Origin of the sequence: Roseibium sp. (assembly GCF_965233565.1) — a bacterium.
Lineage (GTDB): Bacteria > Pseudomonadota > Alphaproteobacteria > Rhizobiales > Stappiaceae > Roseibium.
In genome coordinates this window covers 393,777-410,879 of sequence record NZ_OZ247494.1, presented here as the reverse complement: position 1 = coordinate 410,879, position 17,103 = coordinate 393,777, and the positions used below count along the sequence as shown (strand labels likewise).

The 17,103-nt window shown below is 59.2% G+C and carries 13 protein-coding genes; 6 read left to right on the top strand and 7 right to left on the bottom strand.

The window, feature by feature from the left end; genetic code table 11:
- The first annotated feature begins 39 nt into the window (after positions 1–39).
- A complete protein-coding gene (locus tag ACO6TG_RS01830) occupies positions 40–1,317 on the top strand; it encodes a carbohydrate porin (RefSeq protein ID WP_422376609.1) in 1,278 nt (425 codons plus the stop codon).
- A gap of 35 nt (positions 1,318–1,352) precedes the next feature.
- On the opposite strand, the gene ACO6TG_RS01825 is transcribed toward ACO6TG_RS01830, so the two are convergent.
- A complete protein-coding gene (locus tag ACO6TG_RS01825; RefSeq protein ID WP_422376608.1) occupies positions 1,353–3,170 on the bottom strand; it encodes an SLC13 family permease in 1,818 nt (605 codons plus the stop codon).
- Between the two features lie 338 nt (positions 3,171–3,508).
- Between ACO6TG_RS01825 and ACO6TG_RS01820 the strand changes: the two genes are divergently transcribed.
- The 3 genes from ACO6TG_RS01820 (at position 3,509) to dmeF (ending at position 5,744) form a co-directional block, all read left to right on the top strand.
- On the top strand, positions 3,509–4,234 hold the full coding sequence (locus tag ACO6TG_RS01820) for a spermidine synthase (protein ID WP_422376607.1): 726 nt from the start codon (positions 3,509–3,511) through the stop codon (positions 4,232–4,234).
- Positions 4,235–4,506: 272 nt separating this feature from the next.
- Positions 4,507–4,779: a metal/formaldehyde-sensitive transcriptional repressor gene (locus tag ACO6TG_RS01815; RefSeq protein ID WP_422376606.1), complete on the top strand. Its 273-nt coding sequence runs from the start codon at positions 4,507–4,509 to the stop codon at positions 4,777–4,779.
- Positions 4,780–4,808: 29 nt separating this feature from the next.
- Positions 4,809–5,744, top strand: coding sequence for a CDF family Co(II)/Ni(II) efflux transporter DmeF (dmeF, locus tag ACO6TG_RS01810; protein ID WP_422376605.1), 936 nt, complete (start codon positions 4,809–4,811; stop codon positions 5,742–5,744).
- Positions 5,745–5,913: 169 nt separating this feature from the next.
- On the opposite strand, the gene ACO6TG_RS01805 is transcribed toward dmeF, so the two are convergent.
- The 5 genes from ACO6TG_RS01805 to ACO6TG_RS01785 all read right to left on the bottom strand — a co-directional run bounded on the left by ACO6TG_RS01805 (position 5,914) and on the right by ACO6TG_RS01785 (position 14,056).
- Positions 5,914–6,522: a transmembrane anchor protein gene (locus tag ACO6TG_RS01805; protein ID WP_422376604.1), complete on the bottom strand. Its 609-nt coding sequence runs from the start codon at positions 6,520–6,522 to the stop codon at positions 5,914–5,916.
- Between the two features lie 18 nt (positions 6,523–6,540).
- A complete protein-coding gene (locus ACO6TG_RS01800; RefSeq protein WP_422376603.1) occupies positions 6,541–7,269 on the bottom strand; it encodes a HupE/UreJ family protein in 729 nt (242 codons plus the stop codon).
- A gap of 673 nt (positions 7,270–7,942) precedes the next feature.
- Positions 7,943–9,376, bottom strand: a complete 1,434-nt coding sequence (locus ACO6TG_RS01795) for a glyceraldehyde-3-phosphate dehydrogenase (RefSeq protein ID WP_422376602.1) — start codon at positions 9,374–9,376, stop codon at positions 7,943–7,945.
- A 368-nt stretch (positions 9,377–9,744) separates the two neighbouring features.
- Positions 9,745–10,164, bottom strand: coding sequence for a cyclic nucleotide-binding/CBS domain-containing protein (locus tag ACO6TG_RS01790; protein ID WP_422376601.1), 420 nt, complete (start codon positions 10,162–10,164; stop codon positions 9,745–9,747).
- A 208-nt stretch (positions 10,165–10,372) separates the two neighbouring features.
- Complete coding sequence (locus tag ACO6TG_RS01785; RefSeq protein ID WP_422376600.1) at positions 10,373–14,056, bottom strand: vitamin B12-dependent ribonucleotide reductase; 3,684 nt, start codon at positions 14,054–14,056, stop codon at positions 10,373–10,375.
- A 637-nt stretch (positions 14,057–14,693) separates the two neighbouring features.
- Between ACO6TG_RS01785 and ACO6TG_RS01780 the strand changes: the two genes are divergently transcribed.
- A complete protein-coding gene (locus ACO6TG_RS01780; RefSeq protein WP_094074578.1) occupies positions 14,694–15,404 on the top strand; it encodes a response regulator in 711 nt (236 codons plus the stop codon).
- A 227-nt stretch (positions 15,405–15,631) separates the two neighbouring features.
- Positions 15,632–16,018, top strand: a complete 387-nt coding sequence (locus ACO6TG_RS01775) for an NADH:ubiquinone oxidoreductase subunit NDUFA12 (RefSeq protein ID WP_094070978.1) — start codon at positions 15,632–15,634, stop codon at positions 16,016–16,018.
- A gap of 356 nt (positions 16,019–16,374) precedes the next feature.
- On the opposite strand, the gene aat is transcribed toward ACO6TG_RS01775, so the two are convergent.
- On the bottom strand, positions 16,375–17,055 hold the full coding sequence (gene aat / locus ACO6TG_RS01770; RefSeq protein ID WP_422376599.1) for a leucyl/phenylalanyl-tRNA--protein transferase: 681 nt from the start codon (positions 17,053–17,055) through the stop codon (positions 16,375–16,377).
- Between the last annotated feature and the right edge of the window lie 48 nt (positions 17,056–17,103).

Here is a 17,103-nt window from a genome sequence, read left to right as displayed (position 1 = left end):
ATGAGGACGCCTGGCCATGTTTCAGGTCGTCATTGCCGCATGTGCGCACTTGCGGTGTTGCTTCTGCTGTTCGGAAGTCTTGCAAGGATTGGCAACGGGACCGTTTTTGCCGGTGACGCCAGTCTTGACGAAAACGGCTTTCGCAGTGCCGACGACATCCCGAACATCATTGAACGCGCCAACGCACCTAAGGAAAGCCGGCTTGATCCGCCGGTCTCACAATCCTTCATGGAGCGGTGGGGGGCTTTCAAGAAGAGCCTCGAAGATGCCGCCGGGTTCAAGTTTTCCATTGCTTACACGCAGGTTCTCCAGGCCGCCTCGAGCGCCAACCAGTGGAAAACCGGCTCGGGCGCTCAAGCGGAATTCGATTTTACCTGGGAACTGTTCGGACGAAACGGCACCGGCCCAAAAGGCCTGATCGGCGGCAAGTTCGAAAGCCGGTTCAAGGTGTTGAACTCCAGAGTGCCGCAATCGACGGCTCCGGTCGCCGGATCGATCTGGTCGGGTGCGATCGGCTATGGTGAGCAGGATCCATCCCTGTCGCAGCTCTGGTACGAGCAGCATCTGATAAGAGACCGGGTGCTGCTGCGGTTCGGCAAGATCGCGCCCTTCACCGTGTTCGACTATTACAAATACAAAAGCCCGCGCGTGGCCTTCCTTGGTCAGCCGCAAAACTTCAATCCCACGATCCCGTTCCCTCCATCCGCCCTCGGGCTGGGCGGCGGCGCCCGCCTGACCAATGGCGGTTATCTGGCAGCCGGTGTGTTCGATGCCAACGGATCGCCGATCCGGCCCGGCTTCGACACGCTGTTCGAGGATGGTGAGCTTTTTTCCATCGGCGAGGTCGGCTGGGCGCCTGACTTCGTCTTGGGCCTGGAGCCGGGAAAGGACTTTCGTCCCGGCAATGATGATTATCACCTAACGCTCTGGCATTCCGACGCCCGCGCGAAGATCGGCCGTCCGGAAGGCTGGGGCTTTACCGCCTCCGCCCAGAAAGGGTTCGGCACCATCGTGCCCTTTGCCCGCTATGGCTATTCCAATGGCGGCGCCACCACGCTGAAACAATTCGCCAGCATCGGGGCCGGGTTCGAAGGTGTCTTTGGATATGACGACGATGTCATCGGCGCCAGCTTGAGCTGGGGGGATCCGTGGAATTCCGCGCTCGACAATCAATACGCCTTTGAAGCCTTCTACCGGATGCAGCTGACGCCGCAATTCGCCCTGTCGCCGGATGTGCAAGTGATCCTTGATCCGGCGGCGGACCCGACCAGCGATGTGCTTGGGGTGTTCTCAGTCAGGGGTCGGATCGCGCTTTAGCATCGAACTGCCGTTCCTCGCAGTGCTGCAGCCCGTCAAAACGGAAACAGCAGCGGCGTCACCAGAACCGTCGTCAGCCCCACCAGCAGCGTCAGCGGGACACCTAGTTTCAGGAAGTCGGAGAAGACATAATTGCCCGGTGTCACCACCAGTGTGACAACGGGCGTTGAGACCGGCGTTGAAAAAGCTGCAGAAGCGGCGATCAGGACGGTGATGGCCAGCGGGTAGGGCGAGACACCGAGGGCTTCGGCCGCCGTGATGGCAATCGGCGCCACGAGAACGGCCGAGGCCGTGTTGGACAGAACCAGGCCGAGCGCGGCGGTCAAGAGGAATAGGGCTCCCATCATGACACGCGGATTGGCTCCGCCGACCAGATGGAGCAATTGCTCGACGATCAGCGCCGAACCGCCGGTCTGTTCCAGGGCATTGGCCAGAGGCAGCATGCCGGCAATCAGAACCAGGGTCGACAGGCTGATGGACCGGTAAGCCGTTTCCGTGGGCATGGTCCGGAACAGGACGGCGGCAAGGGCTGCCAACAGCACCGCAATGGTCACCGGAACGATGTTGAATGCGCTGAGCACCACCATGCCGACAAGAATGGCAATGGCGACGGAGAATTTCGACAGCATCGGCACCGTGTCCTCGCGTTCCTTGGGATAGGAAAGGAGCACAAAATCGTCCTGCTGGCTGATGAGGTCGTCGAGTTCGTCCCAGGGCCCGAGCACCAGCAGCCGGTCGCTCGCCTGCAGGCGCACATCCGCAAGGTCTTCCACGGGGGCACCACTGCGCAAAATGGCGAGTGTCTGCAGTTCCTGATAGTCCGGGCCGAGCGCGTCGCTGCCCGCATTACCGATCACCGAGGCTTCCGGGTGGACCATGACATCGGCAAGCCCGAGGGCATCGCGCCAGTCTTCGGCGCGGACGCCGGTGGCCGACCGGCGGGTGAAATCGGGACGGGAGGCCATGTCGTCAAGAATTTCGAGCGGTCCATTGACCAGGATAAGATCGTCGCGCTGAAGCTCCATGCCATCCTTGAACAGAACCGTCTCCCGTTGGCGGTTACGGTCGCGGCGGCGCCGCGCCACGAACTTCACACCTCTGGCTTTCAAGTCGCGGATTTCTTCCAGGGATACCGGGCCACCGATCCAGAAGTCGTTGACCTCACCCTGCAGCTGGAACGCCTGCCACATGTCGGCGGCCGTGCGGGCAGGGCGACGTTTTTTCGTTGGGGCTTGCGGTGCACGGGATCCGAGCAGGGCCTGACCCCAGAACAGCATGTAGACGATCGTGACGGCCAGGATCAGAAGCCCGATCGGGAAGAAGGAGAAAAAGCCGAGCGCCTGATAGCCCTGGGCCACCAGCTCGTCGCTGACCACGAGGTTTGGCGTTGTTGCAATCAGGGTCAGCATGCCGCTGATCAGGGCGGCGTAGGACATCGGCAGCAACAGGCGCGACTTGTTGAGGCCTGTATCGGCCGCAATCTTCAGAACGATCGGAATGAAGATGGCGACCACCGCCGTTGAACTCATGACACTGCCGAGAATGCCGGAGCTGACCATCAGCAGCACCAACAGGCGGGTTTCGTTGCTGCCGCCCTTTTTCAGGATCAGGTCGCCGACAAAACGGGCAACACCGGTGCGCTCCAGCATTTCGCCAACGACCAGAAGGCAGGCAACCAGGATGACGACGGAACTGCCGAAGCCGGAGAGCGCTTCGCCGACCGTCAGGATATTACCAAGCACCAGGGCCACGACAACCATGAGGGCCACCAGATCGTAACGGACCCGGTTGCTGGCCATCAGCACACCGGCGACGCCGATAAGGGCAAACACATAAAGACTGTCTGGGGTCATCTCGGTCCGGTTCGATCCGTTTCATCTGCAATCGGGTCTGCAGACAGGGTATCGCTGCCTTGTGCCCGGAGGCAATTGGCAGCGACAAATAAACGCCTGAGCCATATGAGACTTTCGGCGGAAGATTTGGATCCGGTTTACGGGCGTTTGCCGTGTCGAGCGCTTAAGTCGTTTGGTGTGAGAGGCGGCATAGTTTTGCGCAGTGCAGGAAGGTTCGGAAGCTGTCTGTCGAGGTTGAGACATATTCTGAGCGACACATGCCTGCCATGGCCAGTCGTTTCGGTGGAGCGCTGGACCATTTAGTTGGCAAAATGCTCCAAACCCCTCATGGTGCGCTTATGAGTGCAATGTTTGAAGAACTCGATTACGCCCCGACCCCGATTGGCGCGGTGTCTCTGCGCCGGCGGCATATTCTGTCGCTCGGGACCGATGTCTATGAAATCCTGCTGGGCGAAGAACATCTCATGTCGAGCCTGTTCACCGCCTCGGAAGTGGCACTGGCCGATCTTGGACTGGCCGCTCTTGACGGCGGGAAACTGGATATCCTGGTCGGGGGATTGGGCCTTGGTTACACGGCAGAGGCTGTGTTGGCCCACCAGACGGTCGCAACGCTGACCGTGGTCGATCTTCTGGAACCGGTGATCCGCTGGCACAGGGAAGGTCTCGTGCCGATGAAGACCGCGCTCGCCGACGACCCGAGATGCCAGCTGGTTCAGGGAGATTTTTTTGCGCTGGCCGGTTCGACGGAAGGTTTCGATGCGCAGGAACCAGAACGCCAGTTCGATGCCATTCTGATCGACATCGACCACACGCCGGACCGGTTGTTGCATGGTGGCTCGGCCGGGTTCTACACCACAAGTGGCCTGACGAAGATCCAGCGTTTCCTGAAACCGGGCGGTGTTGTCGGCCTCTGGTCGGACGAGGCGCCTGAGGCCGCGATTACCGACCTGCTCAAGACCGCCTTTGCCGACGCCTGGGCCGAACCGGTTGTCTTTGCCAACCCGTTGCAGGACGGACGGGAGTTTGTGCAATCGGTCTATCTGGGGCGCAAGGCGAAGACCTGAGCACGCGGTCTTCTCAAATCCTGACGCGCGCCCGCATGCCGAGGGCCGTTGCCAACGAGTCCAATATTCTCTTTCGATAGTTGCATCGTGGCCTCTGGGCTTTGAAAAACTAAGCCCCGAATTCCTCGGCGTTTTTAAGCATGTCTTGGCTGCATGCCGAATAGGTCTGAGGCGCGACTGCCCCATGTCGTACAGTGCGTGTTTCTACACCAACATAGTTGCCAACATGATCGCAAATAGTATAGTCCCCTATACTATATACGGAGTGCCTTATGTCTCATATTAATCGCAACAGAACGAAGTTGCTTGCCCGTCTCAGGCGGATCAAGGGCCAGGTCGAAGGCGTTGAACGAGCGCTGGAGGCGGAGGTGGAATGCGCCGAAGTGCTCAGGCAGATCGCGTCCATTCGCGGAGCCGTGACAGGCCTCACCAACGAAGTCCTGGAGGAACACCTGCGCGTCCATGTTGTTGACGCTGCCGATGATGCGGCTCGTGAAAAGGGTGCGGAAGAAATGATCCAGATCCTGAAGTCTTACCTCAAGTGACCGGCGAGACAATGCAGAAAGAGTTAGCAATGGGCGAGGGTGTTGCAACAGATCTGGGGCATGATCACGTCTTCCTGGGAGCGAACCAGGCACGGAATGAACGAAAGGTCTGGCTTGTCATTGCCCCGACCGCGACCATGATGGTCGTGGAAATCACGGCAGGCCACTGGTTCGGCTCCATGGCGCTGATCGCGGACGGGTGGCACATGTCCACGCACGCAGCAGCCATGTTGATTGCCGTGCTGGCGTATCGCTATGCAAGTAAGAATGCGCAGAACCGGCAATACAGCTTCGGAACGGGCAAGGTTGGCGATCTCGCCGGGTTTGCGAGCGCGGTCGTACTGGTGCTCATAGCGCTTCTGATTGGCTGGGAAAGTCTGTTGCGGCTCGTGGAGCCGGTGCCGATCAGTTTCAATCAAGCCATCATGGTTGCCGTCGTCGGCCTGATCGTCAACCTGGCGAGCGCGTGGCTGCTGCGGGACGATCACCATCACCATCACCATCACCATCACCACCATGATCATGGACATGGGCATGGGCAAGACAACAATTTGCGGGCCGCCTACCTGCATGTCCTGGCGGATGCACTTACGTCCGTTCTTGCGATTGCCGCTTTGCTTTTAGGCCGCACCTATGGATGGTATTGGGCGGACCCGGTCATGGGGATTGTTGGTGCAATCGTGATCTCGCGCTGGTCGTGGGGACTCATCCGGGACACGGGCGGCGTCCTGCTGGACCGGGTTCCAGAGGATGGCCATGTAGAGACACATGTGCGTCAAGCGATCGAAACCGGTTCGGAAAAAATCACCGATTTGCACATCTGGCAGATCGGGCCCGGGCACTACGCCGTCATCGTGTCGATCGCTTCAAAGGCACCCAAGGAGGCAGCCGAATACAAGGCGAAGCTTGACCAGATCGATCACGTTTCACATACGACCGTGGAAGTGCAGAAGATCGGCGGATAATGATAAAACCCTGACCTCATCGGGCCCGATATCGGGTGTTCGCTTCCCTAAGCTGAAGCGGATAAAAATACACGTCTCTTTTTTCTTAACAATCTGCCTGAGTACGAACGTCAAATTCCCTTGAGTCGCCGGGGCCGCAGGCGAAATTGCCATGGCCCCGGCTTCGATCTTACTGACCTTGTTTCAGTTCGCTGTAATCACCGCGTGTCTTCAAGGTCACTGTGACATCCACCTTGTCGCGATTGCGCCAGAACCAGCCATGGTCACCGGCAAATGGCGCTTCGAAGTTGCCTTCACCCGAAGTCTCACCGCGGCCCTTCTTGTAGTCAACGGACTTTCCGCCACCATGCGCATGAAGGTCGTAGTTGATCCTGCCGCCATCGGTAGACCATTCGTACTCGGCGCTGTTGCCTTCCACCATCACGAGTTTGATTTCCGTGTACTCGCCCGGTGCAAGCGTGAAGGTGATTTCGTCCCGCCAGGCCTCCTGGGCGTGCGCTGTACCGACAAAGAAACCGAGAAGCCCGTTTAGTAGACTCGACTTGTCTCCATGTTTTTTCCGGTCTTCCTCCGCTTCTCTTGCAAGTTCCTGCTTGATTTCGCCCATTTCGGCAAGGCCGATAGCCTTACCGATCCCAGTTGGATCGATATTGTATTCAGCCGGGAGAACGACCGTCACGAGGATGACGATTGCCGCGATAAGGGCAAGGATAGTTGAACGGAGCAGTTGCGCGGAGCTCGGCAATTGGTCCGGATCGGGCTTGTTCGCATTGTACATGATAATTGTCTTTCAAATTCAGGTTGTTACGAAGTATCCGGTGATTTGGTAACCCATGAGCACAAAGCCCATCGACATCATCACCACATTCGCGGTGTAGGCGTGTTTCCAGAAGCTGTGAGTTTTGCGCCAGTACCCCATGACGATCAGTATGACTGCCAAAGCGAGCAGCTGACCGATTTCAACGCCGATGTTGAAGGCGAGGAGATTGGGGATGAGACCGTCACGTGCGATCTCGTAGTCCTGGATCTTGGTGGCCAGCCCGATGCCGTGGATGAGGCCGAATATAAGCGTTGCAGCCTTGGTGTCGGGCTGGACACCGAACCAGCGCTGATAGGCGCCCAGATTGTCGAGGGCCTTGTAAACCACGGACAACCCGATCAGGGCATCGATGATGTAGGGATTGACGTTCCATCCGAAATAGACGCCCGCCAGCATGGTGACCGAATGGCCAACAGCAAAGATGCTCACATAGATGGCGACGTGTTTCATCCGGTAGAGGAAAAACACAACGCCCAGCAAAAACAGGATGTGGTCGTAACCGGTCACCATGTGTTTGGCTCCGAGATACATGAACGGGATGATGTGCACCCCCCAGATTTCCTGAATGTATCCTGCATCGCCCGCTGTGACATTGTGAGCCAGGGCAGATTGCAGCCCGCCGGACAATGCGAGCAGGCATAGCGACGCCACGACAGTCAGGGCTCCAAACGCCCGGCTGCGCCCGTCGAAGAACAAAGGTTTCATTTGATCCTTCCAAGTGATTGACAGATTTGCTTTAGCCCAAACGGGCTTCTGTCATGTCCTTGGAGGTCGTTCCGGTGGGTTGGCGATAATGGAGGAGGCGTTGTTAACCGGAACCCGCCACGTAGATCTGTCGAAATCAGGAAGGGGTTTTGGACCGGGCTTCACCAGAACGGCGGCGTTGTGATCGTGGTCCGCAAGGTCATGTTGGTGCCCGTGCATTGCCCAAAGCAGATCGATTTCAACACCATGCGAATGGCCGTGGTCTTCGATCATCTGAAGATGATCCTGAACGGTATCCAGAAACCTGGGAGTGTGTGAAGCCGCCGGCACTGTTGTCCAGACGAACAGGCAACAGCAAAGGAGCGCTGCAAGCAGCCTTTGCGAAAACAACCGTTTTTTGAACCACGTTCGGCTCAATGGGTTTCCAGTTCGTCTAGGTCAGTGGGGCGCGAATCGAAACGATGCACCAGTTTTTTCGTATCCGGGAAATATGGCCAAACATCTAGGGGAGGCAAGCTGTTTGTCCTTGGCCTTTGAGAAAGAAAAGGGGCAGCAAAAGAAAACCCGCCCAACCGTTACCGGTGGACGGGTTTGCATTGGGGAACACCGGAAGCATGGACAGCTTCACGTGGCCGCACATTTTATAGAAGTGTGTCCGGCCCGAGATCCAAAATCACTCCGGAACGGAGGGATACTTCATGCCGGCGACTTCCTGCATCAGGCGGATCACCTGGGTGCTGTAGCCCGCCTCGTTGTCATACCAGACGTAGAGAACCAGCCGGTCGCCATCGACGATCGTGGCCTGGCTGTCGACTACACCGGCATGGGTGGAACCGACCAGGTCGGAGGAGACCAGCTCGGTCGAGGCCGTGTAGTCGATCTGGTCCTGCATCGGGGACCGGACGGACACACCCCGCAGGTAGTCGTTCATTTCCTCGGCGGTCGTTTCGCGCTTCAGGTTCAGGTTCAGGATCGCCATGGAGACATTGGGGATCGGCACCCGCACGGCGTTGCCGGTCAGTTTGCCCTTCATTTCCGGCAGGCATTTGGCAACGGCACTGGCAGCCCCCGTGCTCGTCAACACCATGTTCAACGGTGCCGACCGGCCCCGGCGATCACCCTTGTGGTAGTTGTCGATCAGGTTCTGGTCATTGGTGAAGGCGTGGATGGTTTCCACATGACCGTTTTCGATCCCGAACTCGTCGTTGATCACCTTCAAGACGGGCGTGATGGCGTTGGTGGTGCAGGAGGCCGCACTCAGGAGGTCGTCACTCTCGGTGATGTCACCATGATTGACGCCATAAACGACGTTCTTGATGTCGCCCTTGCCCGGCGCGGTCAGGATGACCTTCGATGCGCCCGGGCATTTCAGGTGCTGGCCAAGTCCGGCTTCATCGCGCCAGATGCCCGTGTTGTCGACCACCAGCGCATTCTGGATGCCGTATTGGGTGTAATCCACCTCGGCGGGCGAGTTGGCGTAGATCACCTGGATGTAGTTGCCGTTGGCAATGATGGCGTTCTTTTCTTCGTCAACCGTGATTGAGCCTCTGAACGCGCCGTGGACGGAATCCCGCCGCAGCAGGCTGGAGCGCTTCTTGAGGTCGCCATCCTTGCCACCACGCACGACAATGGCGCGCAGGCGCATTTTGTTGCCGGCACCGACACGTTCGATCAGCATGCGGGCGAGCAGACGGCCGATGCGGCCGAAGCCGTAGAGAACGACGTCCTGCGGTTCCTGCAGAATGGAGGTCTTGCCGGTGTTGATGCTGGCCAGCTGCTCTTCCAGGAAGCTCGACACGTCACCGCCCTGTTCCATGTAGCGGTGGCACAGCTTGCCGAGATCCACGCGGGACGCGGCCAGATCCATCTGAAGCATCGCCTTGACGATGTCGAGGCTCTTGGAGACGTCCAGCTCCTGGCCGGTGATCTGCAGGGCGTAGCGGTGGGCCTTGATGATCTCGATGGCGGAGTTGTTCAACAGGCGCCGGCCAAAGATCCGGATGTTGATACCGTAGTCCCTGTAAAGGTGACCGACCAGCGGGATCATCTGCTCGGCGGCGGATTGCTGTTCCTTCCAGTTTTCGAAGTGATTATCCAGTGCCGCCATATTCAACAACTCCCTTATGGTCTTTCCAGCGCAGCGATCGGCAGGTTTTCGGGCCCGCGCAGGGCTTTTAGCTCCTGTGCAAACGCAATGTCCATAAGCAGTTTGAAGACTAATCGATTGAAATTGTTGGAAGTGTTTTGATCCGCATTTCAGGCGCGTGAAAAGCCCTGTCAGAAACCTTGCCGACGACTGAGTGTCAACGCAAGGAGACTTGAGCTGATCGTAAGACTAAGGGCCGTCCCGGGCAGCTTGCAGACAGGATCGCCGTCGGTAGCAGAGCTTGGATGCCGGCCAACCTTGCGGAGGCCGATGCATATTGGTCTTTGTCTGGTGATACCGTGCTGACGTCCTGAGGCAGAATTCCGGGTCTAGTGCGCCGCCGACATTTCGCGAAACCGTTCAAACATCATGACATATTCCGCCGGGATGTCCCTGAAGGAGATGATGCCGACGACCTTGTCACTTTCGATCACCGGCAAATGCCGGAAACGGTCGCCCAGTTTGGCAGCCGGCGCGTCTGAAACCGCGTCTGCGCTGTCAACGGTCAGCGGGTCCGGGGTCATGATGTCGCCGGCAGTCCCGTCATCCATCGAGAGGTGCTTCGCGACGCCTCGGAACACGATGTCCCGCTCTGTCAGGATCCCGGCAAGCCTGCCTTCATCGATCACAGCCACGGCACCGACACCGTTTTCCAACATCACACGGGCGGCTTCGCGGATCGAGGTGTCCTTGGAAATGCTGAACAGACGACGTCCCGCCAGGATATCTCCGATTGACTTGGTGATCATTTTTCGCCCTCCAGGCATTCCGTTCTGGCCAAGTGTAAGGTTCTGATTTTCTTCCCTCAACTTGGGAGAAGGGCGTAGGCTCATACCGGTGGGGCCTCAAAAAAGAACCCGCCTGATCGTCTCCGATGGGCGGGTTTCTTCATGTCTGGGCGCCGGGAGCCGCGCTGTGGCGGGTGGGGACCCGCCTTGGCGAACTCCCGACTAAGCCTTAGCTGCAGCCGCTCGTGGAGCCGCAGGTGTCGCATTTCAGGCAGGTGCCGTTGCGGACCATGGTGAAGTTGCCGCATTCCGCGCAGCTTTCGCCTTCATAACCCTTCATGCGGGCCTGGGCGATCTGCTGGGCAGCTGTCTTGGCGGGGGCCGGAGCCGTGGTGACTTCGACCGCCGCGGCGGCTGCTTCGCCGCCGCGGGCAAAAGCCGTGGCGACAGCGGATGTCTGCGCCGACACCGATCCTGCCAGTTCCATGGTTACCGCTTCGGTGATTTCGCCCGCCGGTTCGGTGCCGGAGACGAGACGGAAGCGCTCGGTCTGGCCGCGCACGAGACCATGCGAGACGACACCGCCGGAGGCACCCTTTTCCATGTGCTTGACCGCGCCGGCGTCGACCGGGCCGTTGAAGGCTTCCGGCGGTACGTGGGCAAGGTCGTGGCGGCCGAGATAGGACACCGCCAGCTCGCGGAAGACATAGTCGAGGATCGACGTCGCGTTCTTGATCGCATCGTTGCCCTGGACCATGCCGGCCGGCTCGAACTTGGTGAAGGTGAAGGCGTCGACATATTCCTCCAGCGGCACGCCATATTGCAGGCCGAGCGAGACGGAGATGGCGAAGTTGTTGATGAAGGCACGCAGGGCGGAGCCTTCCTTGTTCATGTCCAGGAAGATCTCGCCGAGGCGGCCGTCGTCATATTCGCCTGTTCTGAGGAACACGGTGTGACCGCCGATCTTGGCCTTCTGGGTGTAACCCTTGCGGCGACCGGGAAGTTTCTCCTGTTCGCGAACGACACGTTCAACAATGCGCTCGACGATGCGTTCGGCGACAACCTCGGCCTTGGCGGCCTGCGGCTTGGCGGCGATGTCTTCGACGAGATCATCCTCGTCTTCGTCCTCATCTGCCAAGAGCTGGGCGTTGAGCGGCTGGCTGAGCTTGGAGCCGTCGCGATAAAGCGCATTGGCCTTGAGCGCCAGCTTCCAGGACAGCATGTAGGCTTCCTTACAGTCCTCGACGGTCGCATCGTTCGGCATGTTGATCGTCTTGGAGATCGCGCCGGAGATGAACGGCTGGGCCGCGGCCATCATGCGGATGTGGCTTTCCACAGAAAGGAAGCGCTTGCCGATACGGCCACACGGGTTGGCGCAGTCGAAGACCGGGTAGTGTTCTTCCTTCAGGAAGGGCGCGCCTTCCAGGGTCATGGCACCACAGACATGGGTGTTGGCGGCTTCGATCTCGGCCTTGGAATAGCCCAGGAAGGTCAGGAGGTCGAATTCCGTGTCTTCCAGCTGTTCGTCGGAGACGCCAAGTGCCTTCATCTGCTCGTCGCCGAGGGTCCAGCGATTGAAGACGAACTTGATGTCGAAGGCCGACTTCATGCCGTCCTTGAGCTTGGTAAGGCTCTCGTCGGTGAAGCCCTTGGCTTTCAGGGCAGACGGGTTGATGCCCGGTGCCTGGTCGATCGAGCCGTGGCCGACCGCATAAGCCTCGATCTCGCCGATCTCGCTTTCCGCATAGCCAAGCACACGCAGGGCTTCGGGAACGGCGCGGTTGATGATCTTGAAGTAACCGCCGCCGGCCAGCTTCTTGAACTTCACCAGGGCGAAGTCCGGCTCGATGCCGGTCGTGTCGCAGTCCATCACCAGACCGATCGTGCCTGTCGGCGCGATCACGGTGGACTGGGCGTTGCGGTAGCCGTTCTTTTCACCGAGCTCCAGGGCACGGTCCCAGGCCTTCTTCGCCCGTTCCACGATGATCGGATCCGGGCAGGAGGCGTGGTCGAGCGCCACCGGGTTGGTGTTGAGGCCCTCATAGCCCTCCGTCTCGCCATGGGCGGCGCGGCGGTGGTTGCGCATGACGCGCAGCATGTGCTTGGCGTTTTTCTTGTAGCCCGGGAAAGAGCCGAGTTCACCGGCCATTTCGGCGGAGGTGGCGTAGGCAACGCCGGTCATGACAGCGGTCAGTGCACCGCAGAGCGCGCGGCCTTCGTCGCTGTCATAGGAAATGCCGGAGGTCATCAGGAGGCCGCCGATATTGGCGTAGCCGAGACCAAGAGTGCGGAACTTGTAGGACAGTTCTGCAATTTCCTTGGACGGGAACTGCGCCATCAGCACCGAGATTTCCAGAACGATGGTCCACAGGCGGACGGCATGTTCGTAATTGTCGATGGCGAAGGAGCGGTCCTCGTTGCGGAACTGCATCAGGTTCAGCGATGCCAGGTTACAGGCCGTGTCATCGAGGAACATGTATTCCGAGCACGGGTTGGACGCGCGGATTTCGCCGTCGGCGAGGCACGTGTGCCAGTCGTTGATGGTGCTGTGATATTGCAGGCCCGGATCGGCGGAGGCCCAGGCGGCATACCCGATCTGTTCCCACAGTTCCTTGGCCTTGACGGTCTTCAGGACACCACCGGTCTTGCGGGCGGTCAGGTCCCATTCGCCGTCTTCGACAACGGCGTTCAGGAAGCCGTCGGTGACGCGCACGGAGTTGTTGGAGTTCTGGCCGGCCACCGTCAGGTAGGCCTCGGAATCCCAGTCCGTGTTGTAGGTCGGGAACTCGACCTTGGTGAAACCCTGCCTGGCGAACTGGATGACGCGCTGGATATAGTTTTCCGGCACCATCATCTTCTTGGCCGCGCGGATTTCGCGCTTCAGGGCCGGGTTCTTGGACGGGTCAAAGCAATCGCCGTTGTCTGCCTCGCAATTGACGCAGGCACGCATGATGGCGGTGAGGTGCTTCTGGCAGATCTTGGAACCGGTGACGAGCGCCGCCACCTTCTGCTCTTCCTTGACCTTCCAGCTGATGTATTCCTCGATATCCGGGTGATCGACATCCACCACGACCATCTTGGCCGCGCGGCGGGTGGTGCCGCCGGACTTGATCGCGCCCGCTGCCCGGTCACCAATCTTCAGGAAGCTCATCAGGCCGGAAGACTTGCCGCCGCCGGAGAGTTTTTCGCCTTCCGACCGCACATGGGAGAAGTTGGAGCCGGTGCCGGAGCCATATTTGAAGAGGCGCGCCTCGCGGACCCACAGGTCCATGATGCCACCTTCATTGACCAGATCGTCGCCGACGGACTGGATGAAGCAGGCATGCGGCTGCGGATGCTCGTAGGAGCTCTTGGACTTGGTCAGCTTGCCGGTCTGGAAATCGACATAGTAGTGCCCCTGACCGGGGCCGTCGATGCCATAGGCCCAGTGCAGGCCGGTGTTGAACCATTGCGGGGAATTCGGCGCCACCTTCTGGGTCGCCAGCATGTAACGCAGTTCGTCGTAGAAAGCCTGGGCGTCGGATTCCTTGTCGAAATAGCCGCCCTTCCAGCCCCAGTAGGTCCAGGTGCCGGCGAGACGGTCAAAGACCTGGCGGCCATCGATTTCAGAACCGTAGCGTTCGTCTTCCGGCAGGTCGGCGAGGGCAGCTTCATCGGCTTCGTGGCGCCACAGCCAGGACGGAACGGTGTTTTCTTCCACCGGCTTCAGCTTTGCAGGAACGCCTGCCTTGCGGAAATACTTCTGCGCCAGGATATCGGAAGCGACCTGGGAAAACTGGGCCGGGACCTGAATGTCCTCGAGGCGGAACACAATGGAGCCGTCCGGATTGCGGATCTCACTGGTTGCGTTCCGAAATTCAATGCTTGCGTAAGGCGATTGACCTTCCTTGGTATAGCGCCGCTCGATCCGCATTCTCTAAGTCCCCTTTAATCCCCGCCGGTTCCCCCGAACCGGTCTTGATCCGCATCTCATCCGGTGTGGCGTTGCCGCCTGCCTCGTCACCGGATGTCGCCCTGCATGGTACAGGCTTCGGAGCCTGTATGTAGCGTATCTTGTGTTGCGATCCACTATATATAGTGGTCATCAACAGGTTTGTCACGATATGCGCCGGAAAATCGGCACACAAAAACCCGTCTCCCGGCTTTGGTTCAAAAGGCCCGGAGCGGTACGCGGATACTGGTGGTTTTGGATGACCGGAGCGCCCGATTGGGCTCCCGACTACGCACATCGCAATGATTAGGAAACTAATGTAAATGAATTCTTAAGGTCAAGGCGTGAGTGACAACCACTAGTGTCGAGATTGTGGGCAAACGCAAAATCTTGTGTGCCCGTGTGGATAATGGGGAGTGGAGTGGGGACCGCTGAACTGCAAGGAAAATAGCGCTTGCTTTCCCGGCGAAGGAGTGCGCGCCCACGCGGCAACGAAGCCTGTGGACGAGGATAGATCGAATTTTATGAAAATTTGAAGAAAATGGCGCGAGCCGATTTCAACCGGGTTTAAGCCGGGTCTGGTTTTATGCGGATCAGTGAGGGAAAGGGTCCGCATTTCATGAAGCATCACGCTGCATTTGGCCTGGCCATGGAAGACATCGACGCTGTTGTCGTTGAGGACAGCAAGCCGATGCAAACGATTCTCAGGTCGATTCTCCTGAGTTTCAAGGTTGCCAGGGTGCGGGTCTTTGATTCGGTCGACGAGGCTCTGGAAGCCAGCCTTGCCGAACCGCCCAACGTGATTCTGACCGACTGGCGCATGGCGCCCACTTCAGGCTATCAGTTCCTGCGGCTGGTAAGGCACCGGCACATGGAACCACTGTGCTACGTTCCGATCCTGTTTGTTACCGCACACGGTACGCGCCCCCTCGTGGACAAGGCGCTCAGGGCAGGGGCTCACCATGTGCTGGTGAAACCGGTATCGCCTTCAACACTCTACAAGCGTCTGCGCTGGCTCCTGAACGATGACCGGCCGATGATCCTCGAGCATTCCGGCTTCTACAACATCTATGGCATCCAGAAGACCATGGATGAGCAGGCGGAGAAGATGCAGTCGCTCGCAGGAGCCCGCTTGCATCATCGAATCGCCACGCAAAAACGTGCGGAAGTCGAAGATGCTGTCGAGGCGGCTTTCGACAAGAAAGAGCCGGTGCGGCGGGATCCTTTCGCCAAGGTGAAAAAGGAAAAGCCGAAACCCCGGCAGTCCGCGGCGGCAAAGCACATTCGCAACGCTGCCTTCGCGCCCATGAAGGGCGACAACGTTCACTAAGGTTTCTTCATTCGGTAGGAAAGAGCGAAAGGCTCGACGTCTGCCCAGAGCCGCCCGTGATTGCCCTCGGCTGCGGCAAAGACGCCAGAGCGCCTGTTTCCCTAAGATTTCAAGGAGGACGGTCTGGACAGATGCGGCTGTTGGCGCCATAGTCCGCCGAAATTCGCCCGTTACGCTCAGTCGGCAACGGCGCGTTGTGAATTCAATCAAGGGACCTGCAACGGGCCATGAAAACACTGCTGCTCGAATTCTTCACCTGGTGGAACGGCCAGACCATGGGAACCCGCTTCTTCACCTGGCGGAAGGGGGAGTTTGTCGGGGAAGACGAGTTCGGCAACAAGTACTACAAGGAACGCGGCGGCAAGAAGCGCTGGGTCATCTATAACGGCCTTGCTGAGGCCTCTTCCATTCCTCCGGGCTGGCACGGCTGGATGCATCACCGGGTCGACACGCCGCCGTCCGAAGAGACCTATCATGCCAAGCACTGGCAGCAGGCGCACAAGGTGAATCCGACCGGCACCCCGGATGCCTACCGTCCGCACGGCTCGATCCTGACCCCGGAAAAACGCCCCGAGGTCACCGGCGACTACGAGGCCTGGACGCCGGGAAGCTGAAGTTTCTGAATAGAGAGACGGTTTCGGAGCCCCGCCAACGCGGGGCTTTTTGTTGTCGCTTTTTTGTCGTCATCCCATGGCTTGACCATGGGATCCATGCCGTTCTGGCGCCACGCTGGACGGGCTTTGCGGTTGGCGAGGTCACGGCATGGATTGCAGGGTCAAGCCCTGCAATGACGTAGGATCTATGGTCGGTCCGTTGAAACGCCCCCCACAGTAGTCATCCCGGACGGCGCGCAGCGACGAGCCGGGACACAGGGCAGCCGGGCGGAGACGATGTACATCCGAGACGACGTATTAATAATCCGGAGTCCCCGCTTTCGCGGGGATGACAGCATTGGGAACGAGATCCGGCTTTACCGCGATTTCCAGCTGTCCAGAACGTCCAGCACTTCCTGGCCGCAGGCGTGCGGCGACAGGGCGTAGAAATCCGTTTCCAGTTTCAGGGCCTCGGCGAGCCTTGTGTTGTATTCCGCTTGCGGAATTTCCAGGGCGCCAAACTTGCTGAGGTGATCTGTGACAAACTGGGTGTCCAGCAGGGAATAACCGCCGACGATCAGACGGGCCACCAGATGCGCAAGGCAGACCTTGGACGCGTCGGTGCGGAATGTGAACATGCTTTCGCCGAAGAAAGCCCCGTTCAGGCTGACACCGTAGAGGCCGCCGACCAGTTCATTGTCCTGCCAGGCTTCGATCGTGTGGCAATAGCCCATGTCGAAGAGTTCGCCGTATAGCCGGCGGATTTCCGAATTGATCCAGGTTTTCTGGCGCCCGGGCATGGGTTCGGCGCAGCCGTCGATGATGCCCTGGAAGTCCGTGCTGACCCGGATCTCGAAGACGTCGCTGCGAATGGTACGGCGCAGGCGGCGCGGCAGATGAAAACTGTCCAGCGGGAGATGGCCGCGCCGTTCCGGCTCCAGCCAGAAGAGACCGGGATCGTCAGCGGATTCGGCCATGGGGAAGAGGCCGCAGGCATAGGCTTTCAACAGAACCTGCGGCGTGATTTCCATCACGATGTCGTCTTTGTAACCTGCCATTCGGCCTCACTGTCCGGGCGGCAAGGGGCATATGCCCCTTGGCCTTTC

What these genes read in the sequence shown, in the direction of transcription:
- ACO6TG_RS01830 (WP_422376609.1), top strand. Translation starts at nt 40, where the DNA reads ATGTGCGCACTTGCGGTGTTGCTTCTGCTGTTCGGAAGTCTTGCAAGG.
- ACO6TG_RS01825 (WP_422376608.1), bottom strand. Translation starts at nt 3,170, where the DNA reads ATGACCCCAGACAGTCTTTATGTGTTTGCCCTTATCGGCGTCGCCGGT.
- ACO6TG_RS01820 (WP_422376607.1), top strand. Translation starts at nt 3,509, where the DNA reads ATGAGTGCAATGTTTGAAGAACTCGATTACGCCCCGACCCCGATTGGC.
- ACO6TG_RS01815 (WP_422376606.1), top strand. Translation starts at nt 4,507, where the DNA reads ATGTCTCATATTAATCGCAACAGAACGAAGTTGCTTGCCCGTCTCAGG.
- dmeF (WP_422376605.1), top strand. Translation starts at nt 4,809, where the DNA reads ATGGGCGAGGGTGTTGCAACAGATCTGGGGCATGATCACGTCTTCCTG.
- ACO6TG_RS01805 (WP_422376604.1), bottom strand. Translation starts at nt 6,522, where the DNA reads ATGTACAATGCGAACAAGCCCGATCCGGACCAATTGCCGAGCTCCGCG.
- ACO6TG_RS01800 (WP_422376603.1), bottom strand. Translation starts at nt 7,269, where the DNA reads ATGAAACCTTTGTTCTTCGACGGGCGCAGCCGGGCGTTTGGAGCCCTG.
- ACO6TG_RS01795 (WP_422376602.1), bottom strand. Translation starts at nt 9,376, where the DNA reads ATGGCGGCACTGGATAATCACTTCGAAAACTGGAAGGAACAGCAATCC.
- ACO6TG_RS01790 (WP_422376601.1), bottom strand. Translation starts at nt 10,164, where the DNA reads ATGATCACCAAGTCAATCGGAGATATCCTGGCGGGACGTCGTCTGTTC.
- ACO6TG_RS01785 (WP_422376600.1), bottom strand. Translation starts at nt 14,056, where the DNA reads ATGCGGATCGAGCGGCGCTATACCAAGGAAGGTCAATCGCCTTACGCA.
- ACO6TG_RS01780 (WP_094074578.1), top strand. Translation starts at nt 14,694, where the DNA reads ATGAAGCATCACGCTGCATTTGGCCTGGCCATGGAAGACATCGACGCT.
- ACO6TG_RS01775 (WP_094070978.1), top strand. Translation starts at nt 15,632, where the DNA reads ATGAAAACACTGCTGCTCGAATTCTTCACCTGGTGGAACGGCCAGACC.
- aat (WP_422376599.1), bottom strand. Translation starts at nt 17,055, where the DNA reads ATGGCAGGTTACAAAGACGACATCGTGATGGAAATCACGCCGCAGGTT.